This window comes from Bacillus sp. CZDM1, assembly GCF_055502545.1.
Genome location: NZ_JBUESO010000023.1, coordinates 33,353 through 51,335 on the forward strand (window position 1 = coordinate 33,353; position 17,983 = coordinate 51,335).

The following is a 17,983-nucleotide window of genomic DNA, read 5'->3' on the forward strand; positions in this document are numbered from 1 at the left end:
AGTATTTAAGACACAAGTTATATAATACATAGGATAAAACAAGGTGTCAATGAATTTTTATTTAAATGGAAATACCTATTTAATTGCTCCAATATTCCGACATCATTTCAATTTGTCAACATTAATTGAATAAATATAGTGGAAACCGTCGAACGAAACTTTGCATACGTTCACTAATCTGACAAAATTTTGAATCTATTAATTCTATAATAGTCTTTAACAAGAATTAGTAGAGGAGTGTGAGTTATGGAAAAGCTAGAACGGAGTTTACTAGAACCGGTCGGAGAGGTTAACTTTAAATCCTCTAAATGGTCTTGGGACAGCGTCTTGAAAAAATTCCAGTTAAAAATTGAATCCTTCTTCCTAGTAAAGGGTTACCTTTTACTTATAGTAGGTTTCTTACTAGGAAGAGCTTTGATATTGTCCACGCTTGCTCCCTTTAGTCTGCCGTTTTTCGCAGCAGTCTTTCTGATAAAAAGAGATCGGTCTCCACTTGCCTTAGTAGGGTTGGTTGCGGGTGCTGCAACTGTCTCCTTAAAGAATGCCGCTTTTACCTTTTTGGTGTCCATCCTTTTTTTAATCATTTACCGAATTAGTGAAAGATGGATTAAGAATGAGATGAGAATGATTCCCTTTTTTGTGGCCATTATTTTAGGAACAGGAAAATTAGCCGAAGCTTTTATTATCTCTAAGCAGCTTGCATTATATGACGCTATGATGGTTGGAGTTCAGGCTAGTCTTGCCTTTATCCTAACGCTTATCTTTTTACAGAGCATCCCCTTATTAATTTTAAATAAGCGCAGGCAGTTGTTAAAAACAGAGGAGATTGTTTGCTTAATTATTATGCTTGCTTCTATTATGACAGGAACCATCGGCTGGAAGATTTACGATTTATCACTTGAGCATATTCTGTCACGCTACCTTGTTTTAGTATTTTCTTTTATTGCCGGAGCAACGGTTGGTTCGACGGTTGGGGTCGTTACCGGTTTAATCTTTAGCCTTGCAAGTGTTTCAAGTTTCTATCATATGAGTTTACTTGCCTTTTCAGGGGTATTAGGCGGCTTGTTAAAAGAAGGAAAAAAAATAGGGGTTGCAATTGGCTTGTTTATTTCAACACTCTTAATTGGAATGTATGGTCAGGAGGGCGGTACCGGTTCCTTAACCATTACACTTTTAGAGTCCGGAGCAGCTATTTTACTTTTCCTATTAACGCCCCAGATATTTACCTCTAAGCTAGCCAAATATATACCAGGTACCCCAGAATACACAACCGAACAACAAAAATATATGAGGAAAATGCGTGATGTGACAGCACAGCGGGTTGCTCAGTTCTCTAATGTCTTCCATGCACTTTCAAAAAGTTTTTCACAAATGGAAGTAAAGCCTAGTGTTGACGAAGATGCACGTGAAATGGATTTTTTTATGAGTCATGTAACGGAAAAAACATGTAACACCTGCTTTAAGAAGGAGCAGTGTTGGGCGAAAAATTTTAATACCACTTATGGATACTTGGAAGAAATTATTCATGAAATGGACCAAAATGATGGCGTCATTTCACCCAAATTATCTCGTGAGTGGGATAAGCACTGTACTCGGTCAAAAAGAGTGTATGAAGCAGTCGGGCAAGAGTTGACCTTTTACCAAGCAAACCAAAAGTTAAAGAAACAGGTTCAGGAAAGTAGAAAGCTTGTTGCCGATCAACTACTAGGGGTGTCAGAGGTAATGGATAACTTCGCAAAGGAGATTCAGCGCGAAAGAGAAAACCATCACAAACAAGAGGAACAAATTATGGAGGCGATTCAAGCGTTTGGTGTTCATGTTGAACATGTCGAGATTTATAGTCTAGAGTCGGGAAATGTGGATATCGAAATGTCCGTTCCTTTCTGTAATGGACATGGTGAGTGTGAGAAATTAATTGCACCTATGCTTTCTGATATCCTCGGTGAGCAGATTATCGTCAGCTCTGAGGAATGCGCCGCATACCCGAACGGTTTCTGCCATGTAATCTTTCGTTCCTCAAAAGCTTATACGGTGGAAACAGGAATGGCTCACGCTGCCATGGATGGTGGTTTTGTATCAGGTGACAGCTTTTCAACTATGGAATTAGGGCTTGGGAAGTTTGCAATCGCGATAAGTGATGGCATGGGGAATGGGGAAAGAGCTCATTATGAAAGCAAAGAGACACTGCAGCTTTTACAAAAAATACTGCAATCCGGAATTGAAGAAAGAGTTGCCATTAAGTCAGTAAATTCAATCCTTTCCCTTCGAACGACAGATGAAATTTTTTCGACATTAGACTTAGCCATGATTGACCTGCAAAATGCTTCAGCGAAATTCTTAAAAATTGGCTCCACTCCTAGTTTTATAAAAAGGGGAAATAAGGTAATTAAAATCCAAGCTAGTAATCTGCCAATTGGTATACTAGAAGAATTTGAAGTAGATGTGGTTAGTGAGCAATTAAAGGCAGGCGATTTGCTCATTATGATGAGTGATGGAATATTTGAGGGTCCTAAACATGTAGAAAACTACGACTTATGGATGAAACGAAAAATACAAGAATTACAAACAAATGACCCACAGGAAATTTCCGACTTAATACTAGAAGAAGTAATTCGCTCTCGGGATAACTTAATTGGAGATGATATGACTATTGCAGTGGCAAAAATAAAACACAATACACCTAAATGGGCTAGTATTCCTGTTACGAAAATGAAGAAACAAGCGTAATCAATTATTTTATGCTGTTTATCCTTTGATTATGTATAAATCCCATCCACCGTGTCGAAAATGAAGGTAACTCGAAAAGTGGAGGGAGAATGAGTATGTATACAGGAAAAATTCGTCAGATTCTATTAATAACGGACGGCTGTTCAAATCAAGGGGAAGATCCTATTGCGATGGCGGCGCTTGCTAAAGAACAAGGTATTTCCGTAAATGTTATCGGTGTTATGGAGCAGGATGTAATTGATGAAAAGGGAATGACGGAAATTGAAGGAATAGCCATGTCTGGCGGCGGAGTCAGTCAAATCGTTTATGCTCAAGCCCTCTCACAAACGGTCCAAATGGTTACAAGGAAAGCAATGACCCAGACAATCCAAGGTGTAGTAAACCGGGAATTACAGCAAATTCTTGGCCGCTCACAGACCATTGAAGATCTTCCTCCTGAGAAAAGAGGAGAAGTAATGGAAGTGGTCGATGAACTTGGAGAAACTGTCGAATTAGAGGTGTTGATTCTTGTCGATACTAGCGCAAGTATGAAACACAAGCTTCCTACCGTAAAAGAGGCTCTACTTGACCTTTCATTAAGCTTGAACGCACGTACAGGTGATAATCAGTTTGCAGTTTTTGTATTTCCCGGGAAAAAGAATGATGTCGAAAAAATTCTAGACTGGACTCCAAAGCTACAATCTTTGACAAGTATCTTCTCCCAGCTTACTACAGGAGGAATTACTCCAACAGGTCCTGCAATTCGTACAGCACTAACGTCATTTAATTCAAAACGTTCATTAAGGAGTCTTTTGACCGGTGATGATGAATCATTCATTGAAGAGTCGATGTAAGGTATCACCTGGCACTATAATCACTGGAAAGTGGCATTCAAACAAATATACAGTTCTAAAGGAACTCGGATTTGGAGCAAACGGCATCGTCTACCTTGCAAAGTTTAAGAACACGCAAGTAGCGTTAAAGATGAGTGATAACGGGATGTCTATTACCTCTGAGGTAAATGTATTAAGGTCGTTTGCGAAGGTCCAAGGGTCAACCCTCGGACCTTCTTTGCTTGATGTAGATGATTGGAATAGTAACCGAGGGCAGATTTCATTCTATGCCATGGAATATATTCAAGGACCTGATTTGCTGACCTTTCTTCAAAGAAAAGGAAAATCGTGGACCCATGTTCTCTTACTGCAATTGTTAAATGACTTAAATAAATTGCATGAAAATGGCTGGGTATTCGGGGATTTAAAGCCAGAAAACCTAATTGTTACTGGACCAACCCCTAGAATTAGGTGCATTGATGTCGGTGGAACAACACTTCAAGGAAGAGCCATTAAAGAGTTTACTGAGTTTTATGATAGAGGTTACTGGGGATTAGGAACAAGAAAAGCCGATCACGCTTATGATTTATTTGCTGTCGCAATGATTATGATTAATACTGCGTACCCAAAACGTTTTAATAAAACAACGGGTGGAATTTCCCAGCTTAGAGAAGCCATTCGAAAACAGAAGGACCTGCTTCCACTAGAAAAGGTCATTGTAAAAGCACTTCATGGACAATACTCGAATGCGATCCAAATGAGAGCAGAGTTATTATCACTGGTAATGGATAACAAAAATATGCATCCTGGAGCTAAACAACCAGTGACTAGTACCACTAGTACCCATCAAAAACAAAAGGTAAACCAGCCAGTAAGCCAACCTAAAAGCAGGCAGACTTACCGTAGAAAGAAGAAAAAAAGCCGCTGGTTCGAAACCATCAGTATTACAATTTTCATTGCACTTTTATACTTATTGTATATTTTTCAAAAACTTTTATAAATTTTTGAAACCAAAGGTTCAATATTTCGTATAAAAGGGAAGGAAAAAAAGACCTAATCAATTAGGTCTTTGTTTTTGATACTTTTGTCATAAAAGTGGTAAGCTAGTGATATTCAAAATAATTTTCAAAGAATCTTTATAAGGAAGAATGCAAAATGTTAGAAGAAAAAGTAGCTGCCTTTTTAGATCGCCTTTCATTTCAAATAGAAAATAAAAAGTTGGTGGTTGGAGTTTCTGGCGGCCCAGATTCATTGGCATTGCTTCATTTCCTTTGGATGCAAAAGGAAAGGAAAAACCTTTCCATTGTAGCGGCACACGTAGATCATATGTTCCGTGGTCAAGAATCTTTTGAAGATGCTTTATTCGTGAAAGATTATTGTGAACAAAGGGAAATCCCTTTTGAAATGGCACGAATAAATGTTCCTGAAATCATTCAGAGAACAAAGAAAAACTCGCAACTGGCATCAAGGCAGGCAAGATATGAGTTTTTTGAAGGAATAATGGAAAAATATGATTATGACTTTTTAGCCGTGGGTCACCATGGTGACGACCAAGTTGAGACAATTTTAATGCGATTGACTAGGGGGAGTTCTGGTGCTGCGAGAGCAGGGATTCCGTTCACGAGACCCTTTGGGAATGGATTTATTATTCGCCCTTTCCTATCTTTAACGAAGGCGGAGCTTGCAGAATATTGTCAGCAGCAAAACTTAGTACCTAGAATAGACCCAAGTAATAAAAAAAGTATTTATAGCAGGAATCGTTTTAGAAATGAAGTTCTTCCCTTTTTAAAAGCAGAAAATCAAAATGTCCATGAACATTTTCAACGTTTTAGTGAAGATATTCAGAATGATGAAATACTTCTTCAGGAATTAACTGTCCAAAGAATGAATAAAGTAATGAAAATGGGAGATGGAAATAAAATTACCATTGACATTATCCCTTTTCTAGAAATGCCAATTCCTTTACAAAGAAGAGGTATTCAACTAATATTAAACTATCTTTACAAAGTAATACCAGTGTCACTTTCTGCTTTACATATTGATGATATTCTATCTTTAATTCGAAATCGCCATCCTTCTGGAGCACTTGACCTTCCCAATGGATTAAAAGTGATTCGTTCTTATTCACAGCTTTCCTTCCAATTTGATGTGAAAGCGAGTACACCGTATTCCTTTGAATTATCAGGACCTGGTGTGATTAAATTACCTAATGGGGCAAGTATTAGAATGGATGTAATGGATGATAAAGAAAACATGGAAACAAAGGGATATTATGCACTATTTCCTGCTGACAAGATTAAGCTACCCATCGAGATTCGAAACAGAAAAATAGGGGACCGCATGAACCCGAAAGGAATGACTGGAACTAAAAAACTAAAAGATATTTTTATCGATAGTAAAGTTCCTATTCAGGATCGAGATTCATGGCCTGTTATAACTGACAAAAATGGGTGGATTCTATGGCTTCCTGGATTGAAAAAATCGGCTATCGAAGGCATTAATGATTCAACAAGTCAGTATATACTACTCACATATAATAAGTAATGATCTTCTAGGAGGCACAATTTATGATGAATCAGGATATTGAAAAGGTGTTAGTTTCTGAAGAAGAAATTCAGGAAAAAATTAAGGTATTAGCGGCTGAATTAACGGAGGAATATAAAAACACTGTTCCTCTTGCTATCTGTGTTCTAAAGGGTGCAATGCCATTTATGGCTGATTTACTAAAACGAATGGATTGTTATCTAGAAATGGATTTTATGGATGTTTCAAGCTATGGTTCTGGTTTGGTTTCTTCTGGAGAAGTGAAAATCCTAAAGGATTTAGATACTTCAGTAGAGGGAAGAGACATCTTAATTATTGAGGATATCATCGATAGCGGCTTAACATTAAGTTATCTCGTTGATTTATTCCGATACCGAAAGGCAAAATCAATCAAAATTGTTACCCTGCTTGACAAACCAACAGGAAGGAAGAGTGCAATAAAAGCAGATTATGTAGGTTTTATTGTTCCAGATGAATTTGTGGTTGGATACGGTTTAGATTATATCGAAAAATACCGGAATCTTCCATATATTGGTGTTTTAAAACCGGAAGTATATAGCGATAATCTTTAAGTGAAACTAAAAACAGAGTAATTTAAGAATTGGAATGATTTTCTATGATACTATCTAAAAAAGTTTTTATCGCGGGAGGAGGTAAGAGATGAATCGGATTTTCCGTAATACCATCTTTTATTTATTGATATTTTTAGTCATAATTGGCGTGGTAAGCTTCTTCAATGGCAGCAACGAACCTACGGATAACATTTCCTACAATGAGTTTGTAGAACATTTAGAAAACAATCAAGTGGATTCATTTTCTATGCAGCCTGAACGTGGTGTATTTGAAGTTCGGGGGCAGTTTGAAAAAGGGGTAAAAGACGGTAAGAACTTCTTAACATATGTACCAAACAGTGAGAAAATTCTAGAACGAATTGATGAAGCAGGTTCGAAAGTAGAAGTTATGCCTGCTAAAGAAACTAGTGGGTGGGTAACATTCTTTACCTCCATTATTCCATTTGTGATTATCTTTATCTTATTCTTCTTCTTATTAAATCAAGCTCAAGGCGGCGGAAGTCGTGTCATGAACTTTGGTAAGAGTAAAGCCAAGCTTTACAACGATGACAAGAAGAAAGCTCGATTTAAGGATGTCGCTGGAGCAGATGAAGAAAAACAAGAATTAGTCGAAGTAGTAGAATTCCTCAAGGATCCTAGAAAATTTGCGGAACTTGGTGCCCGTATACCAAAAGGAGTACTTCTTGTAGGTCCTCCAGGTACAGGTAAAACATTACTTGCGCGTGCAGTAGCAGGTGAAGCTGGTGTTCCTTTCTTCTCTATTAGTGGTTCTGATTTCGTTGAAATGTTCGTTGGGGTCGGTGCATCACGTGTACGTGATTTATTCGAAAATGCCAAGAAAAATGCTCCATGTATCATTTTTATCGATGAAATTGACGCAGTCGGCCGTCAACGTGGTGCTGGTTTAGGCGGGGGTCACGATGAGCGTGAGCAAACCTTGAACCAATTACTAGTTGAAATGGATGGATTCGGGGCAAATGAAGGAATTATCATTATTGCTGCTACAAACCGTCCAGATATCCTTGACCCTGCATTATTACGTCCAGGACGTTTTGACCGTCAGATTACCGTTGATCGTCCAGATGTAAATGGCCGTGAAGCAGTCCTTAAAGTGCATGCAAGGAATAAACCGCTTGATGAATCAGTTAATTTAAAAAATATCGCGATGCGTACACCAGGTTTTTCTGGAGCAGACTTAGAAAACTTATTAAATGAAGCAGCTTTAGTTGCTGCTCGTCAGAATAAGAAGAAGGTTGACATGGAAGATATTGATGAAGCAACGGACAGGGTAATTGCGGGTCCTGCTAAAAAGACTCGGGTTATCTCAAAGAAAGAACGCAATATTGTTGCTTTCCATGAAGGCGGGCATACAGTAATAGGTTTAATCCTTAATGAGGCAGATATGGTTCATAAGGTTACAATCGTACCTCGAGGTCAAGCTGGTGGATACGCAGTGATGCTTCCAAGGGAAGATCGTTACTTTATGACGAAGCCTGAATTACTCGATAAAATTGTTGGATTATTGGGTGGTCGTGTTGCAGAAGAGATTGTCTTTGGTGAGGTAAGTACTGGAGCTCACAATGACTTCCAACGTGCGACAGGAATTGCTCGTAAAATGGTTACTGAATTTGGTATGAGTGATAAGCTTGGAGTAGGACAATTCGGTCAAGCTTCAGGCGGTCAGGTATTCTTAGGACGTGACATTCATAATGAGCAAAACTATTCCGATGCCATTGCCTTTGAAATTGACCTAGAAATTCAACGCATTCTTAAAGAATGTTATGAAAGAGCTAAAACAATTCTTACTGAGAATCGTGATAAACTTGACCTGATTGCTAAGACTCTTCTAGAAGTCGAAACGCTTAATGCAGAACAAATCGATTATTTAATTAAAAATGGCCGTATGCCAGAATCTGCTTCTGAACTAGAAAGTGTGCAAGTTGATACGAAAAAATCAGATGACGTGAAGGTAACGATCAATACAAAGAAGGATGAAGATACAGCCAGTCAGCCTTCTGAAACAGAGGATAAGTAATGTTTTAAAAAGAGTGCTTACAAAAAAGCACTCTTTTTTTTTCACGATAAAAGTAATTATGATATGATGTTTGCAGAATAGTTAAAAAGGTTATTTTCGTAAAGATTGTTGTTAAAATCCTAAAGCCGATTTTAACGCGAGACAAACTACTTTGTGCTTGAAATTAAGTTTGCAAGCTCTTTTCTTACAAAAAGAGCCCTAAAGAAAAATCAGAAAAGTGAGTGATTCTGTTGATTTTCGTATTTGACGTAGGTAATACAAATACTGTTTTAGGTGTATATAATGGGGAAGAACTTAAGTATCATTGGCGCGTTGAAACAAACCGAAACCGAACAGAGGATGAATTTGGGATGATTATTAAATCCCTATTTGATGCTTCTGGTCTTTCGTTTTCCCAAATAGATGGAATTATCATTTCTTCAGTTGTTCCGCCTATTATGTTTGCTCTAGAAAGAATGTGTAAAAAGTACTTCCAAATCAGTCCGTTAGTGGTAGGTCCAGGGATGAAAACAGGTCTTAATATAAAATATGAAAATCCTAGAGAAGTAGGGGCTGACCGTATCGTTAATGCGGTTGCTGCTATTCATGAATATGGGAGCCCGTTGATTATTGTTGATTTTGGTACGGCAACAACTTATTGCTATATCAATGAACAACGTCAATATATGGGCGGTGCTATTGCGCCAGGGATTGGCATCTCAACGGAGGCTCTATATTCGAAGGCAGCCAAACTGCCAAGAATTGATATAGCCCGTCCTGAAGGTGTAATTGGGAAAAATACAGTAGCGGCCATGCAGGCTGGAATTGTCTATGGTTATGTAGGTCAGGTTGAAGGTATTGTAAAAAGAATGATGGATCAGAGTGAACAAAAACCGACTGTCATTGCTACAGGAGGCTTATCTTCATTAATTGCACAGGAATCAAAGATTATTGACATCGTTGACCCATTTTTAACATTAAAAGGATTACAGCTTATCTATAAAAGAAATATGGAGAACATAAGAACTAGCAACTAGAAAGGAGTTACATAATGACTGATTATTTAGTAAAAGCTTTGGCTTATAATGGCCAAATCAGAGCGTATGCAGTACGTACAACGGGGGTAGTTTCTGAAGCACAGCGCCGGCATCAAACATGGCGGACTGCCTCAGCGGCCCTAGGACGATCCCTAACAGCTGGAGTTATGATGGGGGCAATGCTAAAGGGTGAAGACAAATTAACCATCAAAATTGACGGAGGCGGACCGATTGGTGTCATCTTAGTCGATAGTAATGCAAAAGGGGATGTCCGGGGCTATGTTTCAAACCCCGAAGTGGACTTTGAAGCAAATGAGCATGGGAAGTTAGATGTTCGCCGCGCGGTTGGCACTGACGGTACACTATCGGTTGTAAAGGATACGGGCCTTCGTGATTTCTTCTCAGGTTTAGTACCCATCGTCTCTGGAGAATTAGGGGAAGACTTCACCTATTACTTTGCCACTTCGGAACAGGTGCCTTCCTCTGTTGGGGTAGGTGTTTTGGTAAATCCGGATGATACCATCCTAGCAGCGGGCGGGTTTATTTTTCAGTTAATGCCGGGAATACAGGATGAAACCATTACCAAGGTAGAAGAGCGTTTAAAAACGATACCTCCAATTTCTAAATTAGTAAAACAAGGTCTTACTCCAGAAGAAATTTTGGAGGAGCTGTTCGGAAAGCAGCAAGTAAATGTACTAGAAACAATGCCTGTTCAATTTCGGTGTGTGTGTTCAAAGAACCGATTTGCAGATGCAATTGTCGGCCTGGGAAAAGCTGAAATTGAGGATATGATTGTAGAAGATGGACAGGCAGAGGCTCATTGTCACTTTTGCAATGAAAAATATCTCTTCACGAAAGAAGAACTAGAAGAACTAAAAAGCCAGGCAAAATAACAACGCGGGGGGAGGAGTTTTTGAGACGAAAGAAGCTTTGGATCGTTATTGCAGCGCTTATATTATTGAACTGTCTAACGAATGTCTTTCTCCTTTCAAAAGGGAAAGAAACAAATAATGATGAAGTGGTTGCTACCGTGGGGAAAGGTGAAATTACAAGGCAAGAGTGGCTTAATGAGTTAGAGTCTCGATACGGAAAAGATGTACTAAAAGACATGATTGATCAAAAGGTTATTAAAGAAATGGCAGCCAAGTATAATATTAAGGTCTCAGAGAATGATGTAGATCGTGAGTATAGAATCCTTCAAACTACATACAGTTCGCCAGCTGAAAACAAAAAGACTACGGAGAAAAAGTGGAAAGAGCATATTCGTAATAGTCTGCTTCAGGAAGAAATCTTAACCAGAGATGTAAAGGTTTCTGAAAAAGAAATGAAGGCTTATTTTGAAGCGAATAAGGAACTATTTGCAATTCCCACCGCCTATCATTTATCACATATTATTGTGAAATCAAGTAATGAAGCAGAAAAGGCAATCAAAGAATTGTCCCAAGGGTCAAGTTTTGCTGCTCTAGCGATGGAAAGGTCCATTGAAGAATTTTCTGCCAATGAAGGCGGAGACATCGGTTATATTATGGATGGGGATGAAAGGTATCCTTCTGAATACCTTGATGCAGCAAAGAAGTTAAAAAAGGGTGCTTGGAGTGAGCCAATTAAAGTGGAACAAGGCTATGCTATTGTTAAGCTTGAAGGGGAAATGAAGGGGAAAAAGTACGCTTATAAGGATGTTAAACAGCAAATACGCAGAGAAATCGCGCTTGAACAAATGAAAACATCAGCCTCTGCCACAACCTTTTGGGAAGAAACAAAAGTAGATTGGTTTTACGGAAATGAGGACTAACTCAAGAGAAGCACAGAAATATTTTTCTGTGTTTTCATTTAATAATTTTGGAATTTTTACACAGTATAACGGTTGACAAAACCAGTAGAAAACTGATAGATTTACTATAATACCAATAAAAATACTCGGAATAAGGAAGAGGTGCTCTAATGGTACGTGTAGCGAATTCAATTGCAGATTTAGTTGGTCAAACTCCTATTGTGAAATTAAACAGATTAGTAGATGAAAACAGTGCAGAGGTATATTTAAAGCTTGAATATTTTAACCCTGGAAGCAGTGTAAAAGACCGTATTGGGTTAGCAATGATTGAAGCTGCAGAAGAGAAGGGTTTAATTAAACCTGGAGTCGACACAATTATTGAACCTACAAGTGGAAATACTGGTATCGGTTTAGCAATGATTGCAGCTGCTAAAGGGTACAAAGCAATTTTTGTAATGCCTGAAACAATGAGCTTAGAAAGAAGAAACTTGCTGCGTGCATACGGAGCCGAGCTTATACTTACACCAGGACCTGAAGGAATGAAAGGTGCGATTGCTAAGGCAAATGCAATTGCTGCTGAGAATGGGTACTTTGTGCCGCAGCAATTCGAAAACGAGGCCAATCCTGAGGTTCATAGAAGAACAACAGGTAAGGAAATTGTTGAGCAAATGCCAGATTTAGACGCATTTGTATCAGGTATCGGTACAGGCGGTACTATTTCAGGAGCAGGAAGTGTTCTTAAAGAACAAATCCCTAATGTTAAAATTTATGCGGTTGAACCAACTGATTCAGCAGTATTGTCAGGAGGAAAACCGGGTCCGCACAAACTTCAAGGGCTTGGAGCAGGATTTATTCCAGCTACTTTAAATACAGATATCTATGATGAAGTTATTCAAATTACTGCAGATGAAGCATTTGAAGCATCACGACGTGCAGCTAGAGAGGAAGGGATTCTTGGAGGGATTTCTTCAGGTGCAGCTATCTCTGCAGCATTAAAAGTGGCGAAAGAATTAGGAAAAGGTAAAAAAGTACTTGCGATTATTCCTGATAATGGAGAACGTTATTTAAGTACACCTCTTTACCAATATGAAGGCTAGGCTAATTAGTAACTTAGGAGAGGTTTTAGCATAGAGCTAAGCCTCTTTTTTTTGCTTTGGCTGTTTAAAGCTGAATGTTGATCTTACTGTGTTTGGAAAATAAGCGGAGAATTTCCGTTTAAATTGAGAAATAGCCATTTTTACCTTCATAATAAGCGGAGTTTTTCCGGTTATTGGATCCAAATCATTGGGTTTTGTCATAATTAAAGCAGTTAACCGGAATATTTCCGCTTATATATGCTTAGTAAGGATCCTTTATATACAATAGGCGGAAATTCTCCGCCTATGAATCATCAACCCTACACGAAAATCAACAATGAATCATAACACAGCCTTTGCTTTAAAAAACATTTTTCTTGTATGATGTAAGAAGTATAAAATTAGTGGAGGTTTTAAGGGTGCAGACATCTGGGAATTACAGTATTAAATGCGGACCATATCAGTTAGACTTCGGTAAAAAAACCTATATTATGGGGATTTTAAATGCAACCCCTGATTCATTCTCAGATGGGGGAAAATACAATAGTTTAGAACAGGCCATTGAGCATGCCCAAGAAATGGTTGAAAATGGAGCTGATATCATTGATATTGGCGGTGAATCTACCCGTCCAGGATATACTGTTATTTCTGAGGAAGAAGAGATTGAGCGTATAGTTCCAGTCATAGAAGCCATATCTAAACATGTGAAGGTTCCTATTTCGATCGATACATATAAAGCGAAGGTTGCCCAAAGCGCGATTGAAGCGGGTGCCCATATTATTAATGATATCTGGGGTGCAAAGGCAGATGAAGGAATGGCAGCGGTGGCTGCAAAATATAATGTCCCTATTATCCTCATGCACAATCGAAATGACCGAGACTACTCCCTTTTCATAAGAGACGTGTTAAATGACCTTTACGAGAGTATCAATATCGTCAAACAAGCAGGAGTACGAGATGATCAGATTATTTTAGACCCGGGAATCGGTTTTGCTAAAGACTTGAATGAGAATATTATGATGATGCAAAATCTGGATACGCTAACGGCTCTTGGCTACCCTGTCCTTTTAGGAACATCAAAAAAATCAATGATTGGACAAGCGCTTGATCTTCCAGTAAAGGAAAGAATGGAAGGGACTGGAGCAACGGTTTGTTATGGAATTCAAAAGGGGTGCCAGATCATTCGTATCCATGATGTTAAGGAAATGAGCAGAATGGCAAAAATGATGGATGTTCTATTGGGGAAGGGAGTCAGCCTTGGATAAAATATTTGTAAACCAAATGGAATTCTATGGGTATCATGGTGTTTTTCCTGAGGAAACAAAACTTGGCCAGCGCTTTATTGTAGATTTAATGGTGGCAGTAGATTTAAAAAAAGCCGGTGAAAGTGATGAACTAGAGTATTCGGTAAACTATGGCGAGTTATTTCAGGTGTGTAAAGAAATCGTAGAGGGAAAACCGTATAAACTTGTTGAAGCAGTAGCAGAAAAAATTGCAGAAACCGTTTTGAGGCAATTTACTCTTGTTTCTGAAGCAACTGTAACGGTTATCAAACCAGATCCGCCAATACCTGGGCATTATCGGTCTGTTGCAGTTGAAATTACAAGGAGAAGATAAAAATGGAAAATACAGCATTTATTGCCCTTGGATCAAACATCGGAAACAGGTATGATTATTTGACAGAAGCAATAAAACAACTTGCAAATCATTCTGAAATTAGAATGGTAAATATCTCCTCCGTCTATGAAACGGAACCTGTGGGATACGAGGATCAAGATTTATTTTTAAATATGGTGATTGAGGTAATGACTTCGCTCAGTGCCCATGAATTACTAGATATTTGTTTGAAACTCGAGCTAGAACTTGGAAGGAAAAGGGAATTTGTATGGGGGCCAAGAACAATTGACCTTGACATTCTCCTTTATAACCAAGAAAATATTGAAACAGAGAAACTAATTATTCCGCATCCACGGATGCTAGAGCGGAATTTTGTCATGATTCCTTTGTCAGAGATAAAACCTGACATAATCATTCCAAATACAGATAAACCACTTGAAGCATGGATCAAAGAATTACCTAACAAAGAAGGAGTCCGAATATGGAAGCGGAAAAATGGGGAAGACGTATTCGAGCCTATCGGAAGCTAAAGGGCTACACACAAGAAAGCTTCGCGAAGGAACTTGGTGTATCAGTATCAATTATAGGAGAAATCGAAAGAGGGAACCGCCTGCCTACTGGTGAGTTACTAAATAAAATCGGTCAAACCTTAAATATTACCATAGAGGAACTATCGCCAAACGAATAGAATGGGAGGGATGATCGTATGTTGAAAATCGGCAATATCGAAATGAAAAATCAAGTCGTTTTAGCACCAATGGCTGGTGTCTGTAACTATGCCTTCCGTCTAACGGTTAAAGAGTTCGGCGCTGGTTTAGTTTGTGCGGAAATGGTCAGTGATAAAGGAATCGTACTTAAAAATGAAAAGACGATGAATATGCTTTACATCGATGAACGTGAAAAACCATTAAGCCTGCAGATTTTTGGCGGCGAAAAGAAAACTCTTGTTGAAGCAGCGCAATTTGTAGATAAAAATACGAATGCGGATATTATCGATATCAATATGGGTTGTCCTGTCCCAAAAATCACAAAATGTGACGCTGGAGCGAAATGGCTGTTAGACCCAGATAAAATTTATGAGATGGTATCTGCGGTTGTAGATGCAGTAGAAAAACCTGTAACTGTTAAAATGCGTATGGGTTGGGACGAAGAACATATTTTTGCTGTTAAAAATGCACAAGCGGTAGAAAGAGCCGGCGGCCAAGCTATTGCACTTCATGGGCGAACGCGCGTTCAAATGTATGAAGGAACAGCAAACTGGGACATTATTCGAGAAGTTAAGCAGTCCGTAAATATCCCGATTATTGGGAATGGAGATGTGCAAACCCCACAAGATGCCAAAAGAATGCTCGATGAAACTGGTGTGGATGGTGTAATGATAGGGAGAGCAGCTCTAGGAAATCCATGGATGATCTACCGTACTGTTCAATTCCTTGAAACGGGTAAACTTATGGGCGAGCCTTCCGTTCGAGAAAAAATGGATGTATGTATTTTACACCTAGACCGTTTAATTGCTTTGAAAAGTGAGTATGTAGCGGTAAGAGAAATGCGTAAACATGCAGCATGGTATTTAAAAGGTGTAAAAGGCAATGCAAAAGTAAGAAGTGCGATTAATGAGTGTAATACCCGTAATCAATTGGTTACCTTATTAAATGATATGGTCGCAGACGTAGAAGAGAAGGAAAGCCAAGTAACCGTTGGCTAAAGTTGACATATTACGGCTCTTTTTCTATAATAGCTTTGTTTAAACACATGACTGCCAGTGAAATACTGGCAGTTTTTATTTATAAAGAACTTTTTTGATGTCTGAATTCTCAAGTTTGTGTAAAATAATAAAGTATGTAGAAAAACTGATTGTGCGTCTCATGTAACCAAGGTTTACATAAAAAGAAAGTAATTGGAGTTGATTAGGTATGAGTCAAGAAGAATTAAATGACCAGCTGCAGGTCAGACGTGATAAAATGAACGCCATGCGTGAAAGAGGGCTTGATCCTTTTGGGAAGCGGTATGATCGTTCTCATAATATTAAAGAATTAGTAGAGCAATATGCTGAATTAGAAAAAGGAGACCTTGAAGCGAAAGATGTTTCCGTTACTCTTGCGGGTAGAATAATGACGAAACGCGGTAAGGGTAAAGCGGGATTTGCTAATATCCAAGACCTCACAGGGCAAATTCAAGTATACGTAAGAGTTGATGCGATTGGTGCGGAGGCTTATGAAGTATTTGATTCATCGGATCTAGGAGATATCATTGGTGTAAAGGGTACGTTATTTAAAACAAAGGTCGGTGAACTTTCTGTAAAAGTTCAAGAGTTTGAGTTTTTGACAAAGGCTCTTCGTCCCCTGCCAGATAAATTTCACGGGCTTAAGGATGTAGAACAGCGCTATCGTCAACGTTACCTAGATCTCATTATGAGCCAAGAAAGCAGATTTACTTTTATTACACGAAGCAAGATTATTCAATCGATGCGTCGTTACTTAGATAATCATGGCTATTTAGAGGTGGAAACACCAATGATGCATTCTATTGCAGGTGGTGCTTCAGCAAGACCCTTCATTACTCACCATAATGCACTAGATATGGAACTTTACATGCGGATTGCCATTGAACTGCACTTAAAGCGTCTGATCGTTGGAGGCCTTGAAAAAGTATACGAAATTGGCCGTGTTTTCCGTAACGAAGGTGTTTCTACTCGCCACAATCCAGAGTTTACGATGATTGAGTTATACGAGGCATATGCGGATTACCAGGACATTATGAGTCTGACTGAAAATTTAATTGCCCACATTGCTAAAGAAGTATTAGGAACAACTACTGTCCAGTACGGAGAGTATGAAGTGAACCTCGAACCAGAGTGGAAAAGATTACACATGGTTGATGCAATAAAAGAATTCACAGGTGTAGACTTCTGGAAAGAGATGAGTGTAGAAGAAGCCCGTGCGATTGCGAAGGAACATGGGGTAGAAATTACCGAACATATGCTATATGGTCATATTGTTAATGAATTCTTTGAGCAAAAGGTTGAGGAAAAGTTAATCCAGCCAACTTTCATTTATGGCCATCCGGTTGAAATCTCACCACTTGCTAAGAAAAATGAAGAAGACCCAAGATTTACGGATCGGTTCGAATTATTTATCGTTGCTCGTGAACATGCTAATGCATTTACTGAGTTAAATGACCCGATTGATCAAAGAGAACGTTTTGAAGCGCAATTAAAAGAGCGTGAACAGGGTAATGATGAAGCACATGAAATGGACGAGGACTTTGTAGAGGCTTTGGAATATGGAATGCCTCCTACGGGTGGATTAGGAATCGGTATCGATCGGATTGTTATGTTATTAACTAATTCTCCATCCATTCGTGACGTACTACTATTCCCATTAATGCGTCATCGATAATATTAGTATGGAAAGCACTGGGCAACTGGTGCTTTTTTGTTTTCTTGCTAAAAGAAAATTGAAAATTGTTATTTTAGTATATTGGACAAATAAGTTCAAAAAGGTATTGCACTGAAGAATCAATGGTGGTATATTAATATCTGTTGTTGCGAAACAAACAACATTTTAAAAAAAGAAGTTAAAAAGTTGTTGACATTAAGTTAATAACTTGATAAGATGATTAAGTCGCTTTTGGGCGATATGATTAATTGCTCATTGAAAACTAAACAAACAAGAACGTCAACAAACATTTTTTTAGCTTTTTATAAAAGCTAAGCCAACGTAACATTTTTGAGCTAATCAACTTTCTTGGAGAGTTTGATCCTGGCTCAGGACGAACGCTGGCGGCGTGCCTAATACATGCAAGTCGAGCGAA

General features: G+C 38.6%; 16 protein-coding genes and 1 rRNA gene. All 17 read left to right on the top strand.

The genetic code is table 11. The features are described from left to right. Positions 1 to 246 precede the first annotated feature (246 nt). Positions 247 to 2,727 (top strand): stage II sporulation protein E, encoded by a 2,481-nt coding sequence (gene spoIIE, locus ACY3XC_RS27370; RefSeq protein WP_179161518.1) that lies wholly within the window; start codon positions 247 to 249, stop codon positions 2,725 to 2,727. Between the two features lie 95 nt (positions 2,728 to 2,822). After that, positions 2,823 to 3,560: a vWA domain-containing protein gene (locus ACY3XC_RS27375; RefSeq protein WP_179161519.1), complete on the top strand. Its 738-nt coding sequence runs from the start codon at positions 2,823 to 2,825 to the stop codon at positions 3,558 to 3,560. Then, on the top strand, positions 3,529 to 4,539 hold the full coding sequence (locus ACY3XC_RS27380) for a protein kinase domain-containing protein (protein WP_464871379.1): 1,011 nt from the start codon (positions 3,529 to 3,531) through the stop codon (positions 4,537 to 4,539). Before ACY3XC_RS27375 ends, ACY3XC_RS27380 begins: the two co-directional genes overlap by 32 nt. 155 nt (positions 4,540 to 4,694) lie before the next feature. Further along, positions 4,695 to 6,083, top strand: coding sequence for a tRNA lysidine(34) synthetase TilS (gene tilS / locus ACY3XC_RS27385; RefSeq protein WP_464871366.1), 1,389 nt, complete (start codon positions 4,695 to 4,697; stop codon positions 6,081 to 6,083). Between the two features lie 23 nt (positions 6,084 to 6,106). After that, entirely contained in the window at positions 6,107 to 6,655 is a 549-nt protein-coding gene (gene hpt, locus ACY3XC_RS27390; RefSeq protein ID WP_464871367.1) for a hypoxanthine phosphoribosyltransferase, read from the top strand. Positions 6,656 to 6,743: 88 nt separating this feature from the next. Further along, a complete protein-coding gene (ftsH, locus tag ACY3XC_RS27395; RefSeq protein WP_464871368.1) occupies positions 6,744 to 8,690 on the top strand; it encodes an ATP-dependent zinc metalloprotease FtsH in 1,947 nt (648 codons plus the stop codon). Between the two features lie 230 nt (positions 8,691 to 8,920). Continuing rightward, positions 8,921 to 9,706, top strand: a complete 786-nt coding sequence (locus tag ACY3XC_RS27400) for a type III pantothenate kinase (protein WP_464871369.1) — start codon at positions 8,921 to 8,923, stop codon at positions 9,704 to 9,706. 14 nt (positions 9,707 to 9,720) lie between these two features. Continuing rightward, the gene (hslO, locus tag ACY3XC_RS27405; protein ID WP_464871370.1) at positions 9,721 to 10,599 is read left to right on the top strand and encodes an Hsp33 family molecular chaperone HslO; all 879 of its coding nucleotides are present in this window, start codon (positions 9,721 to 9,723) and stop codon (positions 10,597 to 10,599) included. A 20-nt stretch (positions 10,600 to 10,619) separates the two neighbouring features. Continuing rightward, complete coding sequence (locus ACY3XC_RS27410) at positions 10,620 to 11,498, top strand: peptidyl-prolyl cis-trans isomerase (RefSeq protein WP_464871371.1); 879 nt, start codon at positions 10,620 to 10,622, stop codon at positions 11,496 to 11,498. 149 nt (positions 11,499 to 11,647) lie between these two features. Beyond that, positions 11,648 to 12,574 carry a cysteine synthase A gene (gene cysK, locus ACY3XC_RS27415; RefSeq protein WP_179161526.1) on the top strand — a complete coding sequence of 309 codons (927 nt, stop codon included), beginning with the start codon at positions 11,648 to 11,650 and terminating at the stop codon, positions 12,572 to 12,574. Between the two features lie 470 nt (positions 12,575 to 13,044). Further along, positions 13,045 to 13,818: a dihydropteroate synthase gene (gene folP / locus ACY3XC_RS27420; protein WP_464871380.1), complete on the top strand. Its 774-nt coding sequence runs from the start codon at positions 13,045 to 13,047 to the stop codon at positions 13,816 to 13,818. Next, positions 13,811 to 14,170 (top strand): dihydroneopterin aldolase, encoded by a 360-nt coding sequence (gene folB / locus ACY3XC_RS27425; RefSeq protein ID WP_464871372.1) that lies wholly within the window; start codon positions 13,811 to 13,813, stop codon positions 14,168 to 14,170. The genes folP and folB overlap by 8 nt, the downstream gene beginning before the upstream one ends. Positions 14,171 to 14,172: 2 nt before the next feature. Next, entirely contained in the window at positions 14,173 to 14,700 is a 528-nt protein-coding gene (folK, locus tag ACY3XC_RS27430) for a 2-amino-4-hydroxy-6-hydroxymethyldihydropteridine diphosphokinase (RefSeq protein WP_464871373.1), read from the top strand. After that, positions 14,652 to 14,858, top strand: coding sequence for a helix-turn-helix domain-containing protein (locus ACY3XC_RS27435; RefSeq protein ID WP_179161529.1), 207 nt, complete (start codon positions 14,652 to 14,654; stop codon positions 14,856 to 14,858). The genes folK and ACY3XC_RS27435 overlap by 49 nt, the downstream gene beginning before the upstream one ends. Before the next feature lie 18 nt (positions 14,859 to 14,876). Further along, positions 14,877 to 15,875, top strand: a complete 999-nt coding sequence (gene dusB / locus ACY3XC_RS27440; RefSeq protein WP_464871375.1) for a tRNA dihydrouridine synthase DusB — start codon at positions 14,877 to 14,879, stop codon at positions 15,873 to 15,875. Between the two features lie 208 nt (positions 15,876 to 16,083). Next, entirely contained in the window at positions 16,084 to 17,568 is a 1,485-nt protein-coding gene (gene lysS, locus ACY3XC_RS27445; RefSeq protein ID WP_464871376.1) for a lysine--tRNA ligase, read from the top strand. A 345-nt stretch (positions 17,569 to 17,913) separates the two neighbouring features. Beyond that, a 16S ribosomal RNA gene (locus tag ACY3XC_RS27450) occupies positions 17,914 to 17,983 on the top strand; the annotation flags it as partial.

What these genes read in the sequence shown, in the direction of transcription:
- ACY3XC_RS27375 (WP_179161519.1), top strand. Translation starts at nt 2,823, where the DNA reads ATGTATACAGGAAAAATTCGTCAGATTCTATTAATAACGGACGGCTGT.
- lysS (WP_464871376.1), top strand. Translation starts at nt 16,084, where the DNA reads ATGAGTCAAGAAGAATTAAATGACCAGCTGCAGGTCAGACGTGATAAA.
- hpt (WP_464871367.1), top strand. Translation starts at nt 6,107, where the DNA reads ATGATGAATCAGGATATTGAAAAGGTGTTAGTTTCTGAAGAAGAAATT.
- ftsH (WP_464871368.1), top strand. Translation starts at nt 6,744, where the DNA reads ATGAATCGGATTTTCCGTAATACCATCTTTTATTTATTGATATTTTTA.
- ACY3XC_RS27435 (WP_179161529.1), top strand. Translation starts at nt 14,652, where the DNA reads ATGGAAGCGGAAAAATGGGGAAGACGTATTCGAGCCTATCGGAAGCTA.
- ACY3XC_RS27380 (WP_464871379.1), top strand. Translation starts at nt 3,529, where the DNA reads ATGATGAATCATTCATTGAAGAGTCGATGTAAGGTATCACCTGGCACT.
- cysK (WP_179161526.1), top strand. Translation starts at nt 11,648, where the DNA reads ATGGTACGTGTAGCGAATTCAATTGCAGATTTAGTTGGTCAAACTCCT.
- dusB (WP_464871375.1), top strand. Translation starts at nt 14,877, where the DNA reads ATGTTGAAAATCGGCAATATCGAAATGAAAAATCAAGTCGTTTTAGCA.
- tilS (WP_464871366.1), top strand. Translation starts at nt 4,695, where the DNA reads ATGTTAGAAGAAAAAGTAGCTGCCTTTTTAGATCGCCTTTCATTTCAA.
- folK (WP_464871373.1), top strand. Translation starts at nt 14,173, where the DNA reads ATGGAAAATACAGCATTTATTGCCCTTGGATCAAACATCGGAAACAGG.
- folP (WP_464871380.1), top strand. Translation starts at nt 13,045, where the DNA reads ATGGGGATTTTAAATGCAACCCCTGATTCATTCTCAGATGGGGGAAAA.
- spoIIE (WP_179161518.1), top strand. Translation starts at nt 247, where the DNA reads ATGGAAAAGCTAGAACGGAGTTTACTAGAACCGGTCGGAGAGGTTAAC.
- hslO (WP_464871370.1), top strand. Translation starts at nt 9,721, where the DNA reads ATGACTGATTATTTAGTAAAAGCTTTGGCTTATAATGGCCAAATCAGA.